The sequence below is a fragment of the Streptococcus sp. SM3 genome (assembly GCF_027497875.1).
This window is the reverse complement of record NZ_JAJNSA010000023.1, coordinates 14336-28313: the sequence shown is the minus strand read 5'-3', so window position 1 is coordinate 28313 and position 13978 is coordinate 14336. Positions and strand designations below refer to the sequence as shown.

At 44.9% G+C, this 13978-nt stretch carries 12 protein-coding genes and 1 riboswitch; of the genes, 5 read left to right on the top strand and 7 right to left on the bottom strand.

Annotated elements, in window-relative coordinates; translation table 11 throughout:
- Positions 1-44: 44 nt before the first annotated feature.
- Positions 45-980 (bottom strand): dihydroorotate oxidase, encoded by a 936-nt coding sequence (locus PAN06_RS05615; RefSeq protein WP_269795815.1) that lies wholly within the window; start codon positions 978-980, stop codon positions 45-47.
- A gap of 299 nt (positions 981-1279) precedes the next feature.
- Here PAN06_RS05615 and gdhA point away from each other — a divergent pair, with 299 nt between their 5' ends.
- On the top strand, positions 1280-2626 hold the full coding sequence (gdhA, locus tag PAN06_RS05610) for an NADP-specific glutamate dehydrogenase (protein ID WP_003004977.1): 1347 nt from the start codon (positions 1280-1282) through the stop codon (positions 2624-2626).
- Between the two features lie 281 nt (positions 2627-2907).
- Positions 2908-3228 carry a hypothetical protein gene (locus PAN06_RS05605; RefSeq protein WP_269795814.1) on the top strand — a complete coding sequence of 107 codons (321 nt, stop codon included), beginning with the start codon at positions 2908-2910 and terminating at the stop codon, positions 3226-3228.
- A gap of 40 nt (positions 3229-3268) precedes the next feature.
- On the opposite strand, the gene PAN06_RS05600 is transcribed toward PAN06_RS05605, so the two are convergent.
- Positions 3269-4117, bottom strand: a complete 849-nt coding sequence (locus tag PAN06_RS05600) for a mechanosensitive ion channel family protein (RefSeq protein ID WP_014713897.1) — start codon at positions 4115-4117, stop codon at positions 3269-3271.
- A gap of 137 nt (positions 4118-4254) precedes the next feature.
- Here PAN06_RS05600 and sstT point away from each other — a divergent pair, with 137 nt between their 5' ends.
- Entirely contained in the window at positions 4255-5472 is a 1218-nt protein-coding gene (gene sstT, locus PAN06_RS05595) for a serine/threonine transporter SstT (RefSeq protein ID WP_201037321.1), read from the top strand.
- A 53-nt stretch (positions 5473-5525) separates the two neighbouring features.
- Here sstT and PAN06_RS05590 read toward each other — a convergent pair whose 3' ends face one another.
- From PAN06_RS05590 to PAN06_RS05570, 5 genes are all read right to left on the bottom strand, one after another.
- A complete protein-coding gene (locus PAN06_RS05590; protein WP_269795813.1) occupies positions 5526-6857 on the bottom strand; it encodes a sodium:alanine symporter family protein in 1332 nt (443 codons plus the stop codon).
- A 101-nt stretch (positions 6858-6958) separates the two neighbouring features.
- Positions 6959-7053, bottom strand: a riboswitch (glycine riboswitch).
- A 129-nt stretch (positions 7054-7182) separates the two neighbouring features.
- A complete protein-coding gene (locus PAN06_RS05585; RefSeq protein WP_269795812.1) occupies positions 7183-8601 on the bottom strand; it encodes a C69 family dipeptidase in 1419 nt (472 codons plus the stop codon).
- A 379-nt stretch (positions 8602-8980) separates the two neighbouring features.
- Positions 8981-11320, bottom strand: a complete 2340-nt coding sequence (locus PAN06_RS05580) for an endonuclease MutS2 (protein WP_269795811.1) — start codon at positions 11318-11320, stop codon at positions 8981-8983.
- Between the two features lie 73 nt (positions 11321-11393).
- On the bottom strand, positions 11394-11948 hold the full coding sequence (locus tag PAN06_RS05575) for a CvpA family protein (protein ID WP_021153876.1): 555 nt from the start codon (positions 11946-11948) through the stop codon (positions 11394-11396).
- A 10-nt stretch (positions 11949-11958) separates the two neighbouring features.
- A complete protein-coding gene (locus PAN06_RS05570) occupies positions 11959-12249 on the bottom strand; it encodes a hypothetical protein (RefSeq protein WP_003005477.1) in 291 nt (96 codons plus the stop codon).
- Positions 12250-12385: 136 nt separating this feature from the next.
- Between PAN06_RS05570 and rnhC the strand changes: the two genes are divergently transcribed.
- Both rnhC and lepB read left to right on the top strand, forming a co-directional pair.
- A complete protein-coding gene (rnhC, locus tag PAN06_RS05565; protein WP_118227825.1) occupies positions 12386-13285 on the top strand; it encodes a ribonuclease HIII in 900 nt (299 codons plus the stop codon).
- A gap of 3 nt (positions 13286-13288) precedes the next feature.
- On the top strand, positions 13289-13939 hold the full coding sequence (lepB, locus tag PAN06_RS05560; RefSeq protein ID WP_003008799.1) for a signal peptidase I: 651 nt from the start codon (positions 13289-13291) through the stop codon (positions 13937-13939).
- Positions 13940-13978: the final 39 nt, after the last annotated feature.

Here is a 13978-nt window from a genome sequence, read left to right as displayed (position 1 = left end):
AAAACTTCCTCAAGTTCCCACTTAAGGAAGTTCTTTTCAAAAGATTAGTCAATGTAGTGCAATTTCCCACGGAATTCTTCTAGACTTTGGTAGCCTTTTTCTTCCATGATGGCTTTGAGTTCCGCAGTGATGCGGTCAAAAGCTCCTACTCCTTCTTTATGCAGCGTCGTTCCGATTTGCACCATACTAGCCCCACAAAGGATATGCTCAAAAGCATCGCGACCAGTCAAGACACCACCTGTCCCCACAATCTGAATTTCTGGGTTCAGACGTTGGTAAAAGGCATGGACATTGGCGAGAGCCGTTGGCTTGATGTATTCACCACCAATCCCACCAAAGCCGTTCTTCGGACGGATCACCACGGATTCATCCTCGATGTAGAGGCCATTTCCGATCGAATTGACGCAGTTGACAAACTTGAGCGGGTATTTGTTAAAGATCGCTGCTGCTTGATCAAAATGAACGATATCAAAATAAGGGGGCAACTTGATCCCTAGAGGTTTTGTGAAATAGGCAAAGACCTCAGACAAGATCCGATCTGTCGTATCAAAATCATAGGCGATCTGAGGTTTCCCAGGGACATTGGGACAAGATAGGTTCAACTCTGTCAAGCCTTTAAAGTCACTGTCTTGCACCTTTTTCAAGATGGTATGAGTTTCTTCAGGAGACATGCCGACGAGAGATAAGAAGAAGGTCCGGTCAGGATCCGTTTCTTGCAACTCCAATAAGTAATTCAAATAATAGTCCAACCCTTGGTTAGGTAGTCCCATCGAATTGATCGAACCAAGCGGCACATCTTGGTAGCGTGGCTCTGGATTACCAGCACGGAATTCTAAGGTCGCTGTCTTGGTCACAAAGGTCCCAGCAGCTGAGTTCTTCACTTCTTCTAATTCCTCAGTGGTCATACAGGCTACACCTGCCGCATTCATCAGGCAGTTGTCAAATTCAAAACCAGCAATTTGCGTCTTTGTCGATACCATCTTGTACTCCTTTTTTGAAACACCACCAACAGAATCGTTCGGGATGCTATCTATTTTCTTCTTTCATTATACCATCACTTGGAAGCTTCCGGACAAACAAAGCTAAAAATTCTTCCAAAGATTCGGAGTTTCCTAGTCACGATAAAATTTTCAGAAAATTCAACTTTTTTCTTTACAAGCCAAAAAAAGTCTGCTATAATGATCCATGTAATAAAACGTGACATTGTTTGTCAACTGTCTCAAAGCCACTCCCCTAGCGGGTTTGCTGGTTTTCGTTTCATTCACAAAGGAGAATTAACATGACAACTGCTAAAGAATATATCCAAAGCACCTTCGAAACTGTAAAAGCTCGTAACGGCCATGAAGCTGAATTCCTTCAAGCTGTTGAAGAGTTCCTCAGCACTTTGGAACCTGTTTTTGAAAAACACCCTGAATACATCGAAGAAAACATTTTAGCTCGTATTACAGAACCTGAACGCGTGATTTCCTTCCGTGTTCCTTGGGTTGACCGTGAAGGAAACATCCAAGTAAACCGTGGATACCGTGTTCAATTCAACTCTGCTGTAGGTCCTTACAAAGGTGGTCTTCGTTTCCATCCAACTGTTAACCAAGGGATCTTGAAATTCCTCGGATTCGAACAAATCTTCAAAAACGTCTTGACTGGTCTTCCTATCGGTGGTGGTAAAGGTGGATCTGACTTCGATCCTAAAGGAAAAACTGACGCTGAAGTGATGCGTTTCTGCCAAAGCTTCATGACTGAATTGCAAAAGCACATCGGTCCTTCTCTTGATGTCCCAGCTGGTGATATCGGGGTTGGTGGACGTGAAATCGGATACCTTTACGGTCAATACAAACGCCTTCGCCAATTCGATGCTGGTGTCTTGACTGGTAAACCTCTTGGTTTTGGTGGTAGCTTGATCCGTCCAGAAGCAACTGGTTATGGTTTGGTTTACTATACTGAAGAAATGCTCAAAGCCAACGGTGACAGCTTTGCTGGTAAGAAAGTCGTGATCTCAGGTTCTGGTAACGTTGCCCAATACGCTCTTCAAAAAGCTACTGAACTTGGTGCAACTGTTATCTCTGTATCTGACTCAAACGGTTACGTGATCGACGAGAACGGTATTGACTTCGACCTTCTTACAGACGTGAAAGAAAAACGTCGTGCACGTTTGACTGAATACGCTGCTGAAAAACCAACTGCTACATACTACGAAGGTTCTGTATGGACTTACGCTGGTAACTATGACATCGCTCTTCCATGTGCAACTCAAAATGAAATCGATGGCGATGCTGCTAAACGTTTGGTCGCTCAAGGTGTGAAAGTTGTCTCTGAAGGAGCAAACATGCCAAGTAACATCGATGCCATCAACGTATACAAAGAAAATGGTATCCTTTACGGACCTGCTAAAGCAGCCAATGCTGGTGGGGTTGCTGTATCTGCTCTTGAAATGAGCCAAAACAGCCAACGTCTTTCATGGACACGCGAAGAAGTGGACGGACGTTTGAAAGACATCATGACCAATATCTTCAACACTGCTAAAACAACTGCAGAAACTTACGGACTTGGTAAAGATTACCTTGCAGGTGCCAACATCGCTGCCTTTGAAAATGTCGCAAACGCGATGATTGCACAAGGTCTTGTATAATCAATCGATATTTTTCTTTGAGACCTTCGGGTCAAAGCCTCTCAACTCCTGAAACCATTCTGTTTCAGGAGTTTTTTGTCGCTACTGATCTCTTTAAGGACAATTGGTCTCAAGGGAAGAAAATCATTTTTAAAGAAAGGAATCTTAACCATCATTAGTGATGAGAGATTTGAGCCATCTCTTTTTCTGTATCTTTTTCTAAAAAAATTTTATTTTTTTTACTTTACCCCCTTGCATTTTTAATAAATTAGTATTAAACTATAGCAAAAGGAGGTGCGCTTATGTTTCATTTTGCTCAAGACAAGTCAACGACCATTGAATTCCTTAAGTCTGAATTGATGCAACTGCTTTCTGAGATGCGTCAGGAGATTGCAGCAAGCCGTCAAGCACAGACTTGTACTGCTTGCCAGCATATCCAACACTGCATTAACAAGATCCAAAGGGCAAAAAGTTCCGTAGCCATAGCCCTCACGATCGAATCATTGGATCTCGAAATCACCGCCCTATTGCGCAAGCAATTATTGATCTTGCCACCTGAGGCTCGAAAGACTTGGGATCAGATTAAATATTTGGATGACAAATACTGCCACTTAAGATCGTAACATCAATTAAAAAAGCTCAGAAAAATATTTCTGAGCTTTTTTACATGATTCCGTTATTTCCTGTTGGAAGATTGATTCCTGCTTCCATCAAGGCATCATGATAGAGTTTACAGTAAGTATGATAAACAGTAACCTGTGTCCCATTTTGCGCGGTCATCGCAATACGGAAGGAATAGCGACCATTTTTTTCGATCTGTGGGCCTAAAATAGTAGGACCTGTCAACACTTCTGGGTGTTTGTCTTGTTGAGACTGGTTGACCTGCGCAATCACCTGATAGATCTTATCGAGATCGGTATTCGCATCTAGCGGAATATCCACCAGCACGCGCATATCTCCACGCGAGAGGTTGCTGACGACAGTGATATTGCGGTTTGGGACAAAGTGGAGAGTCCCGTCAAAATCACGTACTTGAGTTGTCCGAATTCCCACACTGCTAACGATGCCGGCAATATTAATAGAACCATTGGTAAGTCGGACATTGTCCCCCACATCCAGCTGGCGTTCTAAAAGGATAAAGAAACCATTGACCAAATCGGAAAGGAAGCCCTGGGCTCCCATCCCGATCGCCACCCCAGCAATCCCAGCACCAGCCAATAGACTAGAGACTGGAAGACCGAGGATCGACAAGATCCAGTAGATCAAGATAAAATACAAGCAGTAGTTCAAGAGACTCTCTACTAAACGGAGAATGGTTTTTTTACGGGCTTCATCCTGCACCGTATACTTAAAAGAAGGGGTTAATATCCGCTTGACCAGGCTATGGATGACCTTTTTAGCGATAAAAAATAAGAGAAAGACAAAAATCAGAGAGATGCATTTTGAAATTAGGTCATCAAAAATCTTTGTCCAGTCTATTTTACTGAAATAACGTTGGAAAGCTTGACTCATTTATCCGGGCCTTTCTAACAAAGAATAGTATGATTATATCAAATATTCGGAAATAAGGCTATTTTTTAAAAATTTCATTGCTATTCCCCCCTAACTATCGTATAATATTCCTTAATTATTTTTTAAGGAGGCCTTACATGATTCATCGACTGATTACCACTTGGAATAAAACCAACCTTATGAAAAGAATCGCAATCGGAATTGTACTTGGTGTCGTTCTAGCACTTGTATTTCCGAAAGCAACTGGGATTGGACTCCTAGGAGAGTTCTTCGTTGGAGGGCTCCGTGCCATCGCACCCCTTCTGGTCTTTGCACTCGTCGCAAATGCTCTCTCCCAACACCAAAAAGGAACAGAGACCAATATGAAAAAGGTCATCGTCCTCTATCTCCTAGGAACCTTTGCAGCTGCCTTCGTCGCTGTTTTGATCAATTACATCTTCCCCATCACCATTACCCTGACTGGAAAGGCCGCTGAAGGATCCTCTCCAAACGGGATTGGCGAAGTGATTAGTAACCTCTTACTCAAGATCGTCGACAACCCGGTCAACGCCTTGCAGCAAGCCAACTACATTGGGATCCTTTCTTGGGCCACTGTCTTTGGGATCGCCATGAGAGAAGCGAGTGAACATAGTAAAGACCTCCTGCAAACCCTAGCAGATATCACTTCAAAAATTGTCGAGTGGATTATCAACCTAGCTCCATTTGGGATCTTGGGCTTAGTCTTCACGACCATCGCTGGCCAAGGACTCAGTGCCCTTAGTAACTACGGGATTCTCTTGGTAGTATTGGTGGGAACGATGGCTTTTGTCGCTCTGGTCATCAATCCATTGATCGTCTTTTTCATGATCCGCAAGAATCCCTATCCCCTTGTTTTTAAATGCCTTCGTGTCAGTGGGGTAACAGCCTTCTTCACCAGAAGTTCTGCAGCCAACATCCCTGTCAACATGCGTCTCTGTGAAGAATTGGGGCTGAATCCAGATACCTATTCTGTCTCCATTCCGCTTGGTTCAACCATTAACATGGCAGGCGCAGCCGTGACGATCAATATTTTGACGCTAGCTGCTGCCAATACCTTGCACATTCAGGTTGACTTTGGAACGGCGCTCATTCTGAGTGTCGTAGCGGCTATCTCTGCTTGTGGAGCATCTGGAGTTGCGGGAGGATCTCTCCTTCTCATCCCTGTTGCTTGTAGCCTCTTTGGCATCACCAATGATTTGGCCATGCAAGTCGTCAGTGTCGGCTTTATCATCGGGGTCATTCAAGACTCTTGTGAAACAGCCCTCAACTCTTCGACAGATGTGCTCTTCACTGCCATCGCTGAAATGAGCAGCTGGCCAAAGGAAAAACGCTATTAAAAGATCCTATCTCAAATAGACAAGAAAACCCAGACCTCGCGATCTGGGTTTTCTTATTTCTTAAAGTAGCGTTTACTTTCTTTGATAATGACTGGTGAGAGGGCCAAGAGCGCAATCAAGTTGGGTAGAGCCATAAGCCCATTGACGATATCTGCAATCACCCAGACCAGATCTAATTTTAGGAAACCACCTAGTCCAACCATTAAGACAAAGAAAGCCCGGTAGAGGTTGATATGTTTGACACCAAATAGGAATTCGAAACACCGTTCTCCATAATAAGACCATCCAAGAATGGTCGTTGTCGCAAACAGCACCAAGCACAGCGTTAAGATAATGCCTCCAACTGGGCCAAAGACACCTGTAAACGTATCCTGAGTCAAGGTGCTCGTGCTGCCCTTGGCCATCCACTCACCTGAAACCAAGAGCGAAAGTCCTGTCAAACTACAGATGATAATGGTATCAATAAAGGTTCCTGTCATCGAGATCAAGCCCTGCTCGACAGGTTCATTGGTCTTCGCAGCAGCTGCTGCAATGGGGGCCGATCCGAGACCCGATTCATTGGAGAAAACCCCACGCGCCACCCCTTTTTGGATGGCCATTTTGACCGTTGCTCCTGCAAAACCTCCCATGGCTGCAGTCCCTGTGAAGGCACCTGAAAAGACCGATTTTAAGGCTGGAAGCAATTGATCCAGATGCAAAACAATAATTGCAACCGTCGCAAAGATATAGGCAGCAGCCATAAAAGGAACCACTTTTTCGGAGACTTTCGAAATCCAGTGAATCCCACCAAAGATGATGGTCGAAACCACCAGAGCAATCACTACGCTAGCCACTTCTGGAGCTGTTCCAAAACTCGCTTGAAGAGATCCCGTAATGGAATTGACCTGGGTCATAGTTCCAATCCCAAAGAGGGCCACCAGAACACCTGCAACTGCAAAGAAAACAGCTAGTGGTCGCCACTTCTCCCCCATCCCGTGAAGAATGTAGTACATCGGACCACCCGAGATGTGGCCATTGTCATCCTTGGTCCGATAACGAATGGCTAAGAGCCCTTCTGCATACTTGGTCGCCATCCCAAAGAAGGCCGCCATCCACATCCAAAAGAGGGCCCCTGGGCCACCTGTCTGAATCGCTGTCGCTACCCCTACAATATTGCCTGTTCCCACTGTGGCAGCTAGAGCCGTCGCAAGGGCTCCAAAGCTTGAGATATCCCCATGCCCCTCATCTTCTGTAAAGATCAAGCGAAAGGCTTTTGGAAGATAGCGTATCTGAAGCAAGCCCAAACGAAGGGTCAGGTAGATCCCTGTCCCTACCAAGAGCACCAAAAGTGGGGCGCCCCATACTAAATTATCGAGTTGCTGAAAAAACTGCAATACATGATCCATTCTCTGTCTCCTTTTTATCGACCGCTCGACAGAAATGAGAAAAAGAAAGAGTACATGTCAAACATGTACTCTGGTCCTGCTTAAAATAGGGGACTTCCCCTATTCTTCGCTCTGTCCTTTTACCTGAGAGTTTGAGTAGATGCATCCTCTACCTTGCCCCTTCGGTGCCATTTCTGGTCTCTCCAGAGTTCCGTCCATTCACAGTCACTCACGCTCCTGCAAACTTCATTCGGTCGTATGTAATTTTTTCTATTTTAATCGATTTTCAAAGCTTTGTCAACGATTCATGAAAATATATTGCAAGATTTCTGCAAATGCGCGGTTCTTAATCACTTAAGGAGAAGTGATTGGTCATGAGGTTGCTAGCATCGAGCAAAATCTTGTCCAAGAGTTGATCCGTCGCTTCTTGAATCTGATCACTCATGGCTTGGTTCTCCGCCTCAAAATCGACGGTTTCACCTGCTGCAAGGGCACAATCGACTTTATTGATGCGTGCATGTCCCCAGGCCATTGTCGATTCTTGGTAATCATCTAAATCGCCAACATGGTGGGCATAGTGAGGATCTGCTAGTCCTGCAATAATCCGGTTAGCCCAGTAGAAGGAATCCGTTGTCACCTTAGCCGTCGTATTGGCAAAGTAGTCTGGCGTTGTATCCACTTGGGTAAAGAAAGGGACAGCTGTATTGTAAGGCATCGAACCGTAAGAAATCCATTGGATGCCTGTCGTTTCTTGCGGCTTGTTGGGACGCAATTGTAGAATCGCTGTTTGACTGGTCCGGTTGATCCCGATCGTCCGGAAAGTTCGCTGACTCACCTGATCTCCTTCCGGTCCATAAGGATCGTAGATGGTGTCTTGGTAGTGGTTGCTCAAGACATATTTGACATCTTCAATCGTCACCTTGCGATAGGGTTTTTGACACCAAGGAATCTCGAAGCTCCGTGGATCCTGATCGATTTCAGGATTGAGGAAACGCTGGATGGCCCAAGCCCGCGGTGTATTGTAGTGGCGGTCCTTGTCTTTTTGGCTACCAAAGGCATAGCGTGGATTAAAACCTTTCCCTTCTTGATCCAGAATCAAATGGTGCTCTGTGACAAAATGTTCAAGATCTGGGTCACAAAGAAACTCGTCTGGATTACCAAATTCAAAACAATCACTTCCCAGTTGGTTGGGGTTGGTCACATAGGCATCATCAGGGACACGGCGCGCCATCCAGTGGTGACCTCCGATGGTTTCCAACCACCAGATTTCATTCACATCTGAAATGGCGATCCCGTTGGATTCATAAGTTCCATACTCTTCCAAAATCTTCCCGAGACGCAAGACCCCTTCGCGGGCGGTCTTAACATAAGGCAAGACCAAGGTCAGCATGTCTTCCTCACCGATGCCACTCTCTACAAGAGGATCTGCCCCTAGCACACGGCTATTGGTCGTAATGGTCTCTGTCTCACTCATGGCTACATTATAGACATTGATCCCAGCTTCTCCCCAGATCCCGTCTTTAGGAATGGCATCTGGAACCGCTGTATAGCGAACTGGATTATCTGGTAAGTCGATTTCAAAAGTTGATAAAACCGACTTGTAATGACGCGGTTGATCTTCTGGTTTGACCACGATCAATTTCTTGGGCGTAAAAACGCCATTTTGAGAATCCTCTGTTCGTGCTACAATGGTCGAACCATCATAGCTAGCATTTTTTCCGACTAGAATCGTTGTACACGAATCTGCACTTTTACGTTTACGCATGCGTATCCTCCCAAATCATTCATTGCCTCTATTATAGCACTTTTAAAAGGGAGGACTACTGAAAATCAGATTTAAAAGTGAATCCTTTTCAACAACTTTCAAATATTTTCATTTTATAAAATTTTAAAAAACCTAGCTGTTTATCAGCTAGGTTCAGATTGAAGAAAAAGTTATCTTAGAAACTTTCCTTAGGTGAGTACGGACGTCAGCGAACTTCGAAGAAGTTCCATGACTAATTATTGAGCCTAAGGTCTCAATAATTCCGAGTGCCTGAAACTGTATTGTTTCAGGCACTTTTCTCACGGCGGAAAGTTTCGGTATTTTCCTAATTCATTCTAAAAATGAGACAGATTTATATTTCTTTGCAGAATTACTTAACTTACCCTTTAAACGTGACAATGGTTGCGCCACTTCCACCCGCATTTTGGGGGGCATATTCAAAACTTTTGACATGTTTGTTGCGACGGAGGTACTTGGTCACCCCTTCACGGATAACTCCCGTCCCGATCCCGTGGATGATATCGACTTGGGCCATGTTGTTGAGCAGGGCCTGATCGATAAAGCCATCTAGCTCTTGCATGGCCTCTTCATAGCGTTTCCCACGGAGGTCCAGACGCGCTCTCGGCCCACTCGTGTTCGAACGTTTGACGACATTCACCTGACGTTTCTTAGGTTGAGCCGCTTCTTTTTCAGCCTTGATGAGGTTGAATTCTTTTTCTTCCAAGGTCATCTTGATCAAGCCGACTTGCGCCTCCCAGCGACCATCTTTGAGTTGCTTGACTAGGGTTCCGCGTTGGCCATAGCTGATAACCAAGATTTCATCACCTACCTTAGGAGCACGCGCCTTTTTGGCTTTTTTCAAGACTTTATTTTTAGAAAGGTCGACGGTTTCAGGAGCGAGTTTTTTCAACTGAGCCTTGGCCTCAATGATCTCATGTGGTTTCAACTGGGATTTGGCGTGAAGCCCTTGAAGGATACGGTCACTCTCTGAGAGGGCCATGTCCACAATTTCCTTGGCCTCTTCTCTTGCCTTATTGAGCTCTGTTTCTCTCTCTCTGGTCAATTCGTTATAGAGCTTTCGAAGAGCGCGATTGAATTTGAGATTTTCTTGCTCGACCTCTTGAATGGTATCCAAGCGCTTGCGACTTTCTAAGGTCTGCGCCTCCAATTTTTCAATAATCTGATTGACATCATTATCCGTATTGGTCATCTTCATGGCATCCTGGATAATGGTCTCAGACAAGCCCAAACGACGGGCAATTTCAAAGGCATTGGAGCGACCAGGAACTCCTTGCATGAAGCGATAGGTCGGACGCAGACTCGCTGTATCAAATTCCATGCTGGCATTTTGCACTCCTGCAGTCTCAATCCCGTAGGCCTTGAGCTCTGGATAGTGGGTTGTCGCCATGGTCTTAATCCCGCGTAAGCGCAGGTCTTCTAGAATGGCAATAGCAAGGCCAGCCCCCTCTTGAGGATCGGTTCCAGCCCCCAACTCATCCAGAAGGATCAAGGAGGCGGTATCCACTTGATGTAAGATAGATACGATATTGGTCATATGACTGGAGAAGGTCGACAAGCTCTGCTCGATCGATTGTTCATCTCCAATATCTGCAAAGACCTGTGAGAAGATCCCCACACGACTACCTGGATCCGCTAGGATGGGAAGACCAGACTGGGCCATAATTTGCGCTAGTCCCAGCGTTTTTAGCATGATGGTTTTCCCCCCTGTATTGGGACCGGTAATCACGATTTCTGTCAAGTCCTCGGTAAAATGCAGGTCATTCGCGACGGCATTTTCAATCAAGGGATGACGCACTTGCAAGAGCTGAATAGAGCGATTGCTACTAACCTCTGGTACCACTGCCTTACAATCGCGCATAAAGCGATACTTGGCCTTGATCAAGTCCAAGTGACCGATAATCCAAGCGTTATTTGCAATCTCTGCTGCATGAGGGCGGAGGGTGTCAGACAATTCCTCCAGAATCTGAATGATTTCATAGCGTTCATCGGCTCGATGGTTGGCGATTTCTTCATTAAGATTGACCACTGCTCGAGGCTCGATATAAACGGTATTCCCGCTGGCTGAGATATCGTGGACCACCCCTGCAATCCGGTTGCGATAGGTGTTTTTTACTGGTAGAACATTGCGGCCATTCCGGCTAGCAATCACAGCATCCGCTAACATATCGGCCTTGCTTTTTAGCAGGTCTTGGAGAATCTCTCTGACCTGGTGTTCATTTTCCTGGATTCGGCGACGAATTTTGGCCAATTTTTCACTGGCAAAAGATTCGACAAAGCCTCCTTCGTTGATAGCTTGAAGCCCACCTTGTAGGCGTGGTAAATCCACCAAGTTGTCAAAGAGGCGATTGAGCCTTTCCAGACGGACATTTTCCAAGTTGTCGTAGAAATCCTTGAGCTCATGTGTCACCCGAAGGACAGCTTTTAACGCTAGTAATTCATCAATATTGAGGGATGCCTCCATCTCCAAACGCTTGGCCACTGGACGGACATCTTGAATGGTCGACACGGCAAAGCGAGGCTCTTCCAAGAGGATCTGCTCCATATCTTCTAGCTCCATAAAGGCCGTTTCGATGCTTTCTTTTTTATCAGTTGGAGTAAGGGCTGCTAGCTCCATCTCCCCTTGTTCTGTCTGTAGATAGGGTTCAAAGAGTTGCTTGACCTTGTCAAACTCCAGAATATCTAAGATCTTTTTATTCATGTTTCTCCTACAAAAAAAGTGAGCGTCCTTCCTTGAATCGGACTTGTCTCACTCCTTTCTTCATTTTTGCTCCTTAAGCTCCGATAATCGCAGTCACCCACAAGTTGTGGAACAGACTGGAACTAATCGGGGTATGAAGGATAATAAAGCGGATCAATCCACTTGCATTGAGTCTATTTTGGATGGAAGCCATGGGAACCGTTGAGAGGACAGTCAAGCCCATCTGGATGACCAGGAGAGTTATCACGACGGCGATCACACCCGCTCCAATTTGATACTTGCGATCCTCCAGTTTTTCTGGCTGGGGTACCAAGTGCATAAAGATCCCAATCACACGACCAATCAGGTAGATCATCGCAAAAATCAATACATATGCCAAACCTGCATAAAAGATGTCATCTAATTGAAATAGGTAGCGGTTGGCATAAAAATAATTCACCGATTGCTGGGTGGGACTCGAAAAAGGCACCCATAGAGACAACACCTTGGCCAGTCCCTTGTAGCTACCACCTGCAATCAAGAGGGCCACTAAGGTCACTAGAAAGTAATAGGACTGGAGGATAATCCCTCTTGCATAGCCAATATAAAAGCTCCATGCCAAAATCAATAAGATTAAGAAAGTTAACATGTATCTCCTCTTATTTGGATGATTTATCCTTTAAGTCGTCTAAAGCCTTGCGACGAAAATCATCTAATTCTTTTTCTTTGTCATCAAACTCAATCTCGCGATTCAGCTGCATGGACAAACTGTTTACTGCCAATAAGATCGCGATGGTTTCATCATCTGCCTCTGGCATTTGTTCCTTAATTGCTTGGTATTTTTCTTTCGCAACACGTTCGACTTCTTCCATAAACAAATTATCATGGTTGGTTGTTAAAGTGAGCGCTTTGTTTCCAAATGTAAATTTATATCTATTTAAGCTCGCCATAAAAATCACCTCACGGTATTATACCAAAAAAGGCTAGCTTTGTCAGTAGCAAAGCCCCTCTTCACAGGGATTTTCCAGTGGATTCTTTCTTTCTTTTTGCTCCCTCTCTCCCTGAATTTGTGGTACAATAGTGGTTATGGAAAGTATGACACTCACTCCAACACAGGAGCAAATCCTTGATTTTGTCCATACCTATCGCCGTTCTCTCTCTCAAAGCAAGAATCCTCATATGGATTATTTCTTTCGACTAGAGGGAGCGACCGTTTCGATCTACAAGTCTGGAAAAGTCTTGCTTCAAGGCAATGACCTTACTCCTTACCTGGCCTTTTTCGGGCAAGATGCTGAGAACCCTAAAGGTTCTACTACTTCATCTGCAGGACAAGATTTAGCCATGATCGGAACCGACGAGGTTGGAAACGGCTCTTATTTTGGTGGACTCACCGTCGTTGCATCCTTTGTCACACCTGACCAGCACGACTGGCTAAAAAAGCTCGGTGTTGGGGATTCAAAGACCTTGGATGATCGAAAAATTCAGCAATTGGCTCCTCTCCTTGAGGAAAACATCCAGCACCAAGCACTCTTATTGTCTCCAAAGAAGTACAATGAAGTCATTGCTTCTGGCTACAATGCTGTTTCGGTCAAAGTGGCCCTGCACAATCAGGCTATCTATCTTCTATTGAATAAAGGAATCCAAGCAGAACGAATTGTGATCGATGCCTTTACGACGGCTAAAAACTACCAAAAATACGTGAAAGCTGAAAAAAATCAGGTCACCCAAGCCATTGAGTTGGAAGAAAAAGCAGAAAGCAAATATTTAGCGGTTGCAGTTAGTTCCATCATCGCCCGCAATCTCTTCCTTCAAAATCTAGAAGATCTGGGCAAGGAACTGGGCTTTAATCTCCCTAGTGGAGCAGGGGCGAAGTCAGACCAAGTCGCTGCTAAATTGCTTCAGACCTACGGGATGAAGGCTCTGGGTTATTGTGCCAAACTCCATTTTAAAAACACAGAAAAAGCAAAGAAATTACTAGAAAGATAAGTTATGTCAAAAAGAAGTTCAAAACAGTCATCTAGCTCACCAGTGGTGAGATTCCTTAAAGAATGGGGCCTCTTCAGTATTATTGTTGGTCTCATTATCGCCTCTCGCATCTACCTCTGGGCTCCGGTCAAGGTGGACGGCCATTCGATGGATCCAACCCTAGCAGATAGCGAGTATCTCCTTGTGGTCAACCACCTCTCAATTGATCGTTTCGACATTGTCGTTGCCAATGAAAAAGACGACGACGGCAAAACCAAGGACATTGTCAAGCGGGTCATCGGTCTTCCTGGAGATACCATCCAATACGATAACGATACCCTCTACATCAATGGGAAAAAGACCAATGAGCCCTATTTGAAAGACTACATTGCTCGTTTCAAAAAAGATAAATTGCAATCGACCTACACTGGAAAAGGGTTCGAAGAAAACGGAGAACTCTTCCGCCAATTGGCCAATACAGCCCAAGCTTTTACAGTAGACAAGGATGGCAATCCTAAATTTACCTTGAAGTTGCTCGACGATGAATACCTCCTACTTGGAGATGACCGGATCGTTTCAAAAGATAGCCGTCAGGTCGGAGCTTTCAAGAAAGAACAAATCAAAGGGCAAGCCGTCTTTAGACTATGGCCGATCTACCCTTTCAAAACTTATTAGTATAGATTAACAGACTGAGGCTGAGACAAGTATGTCCCA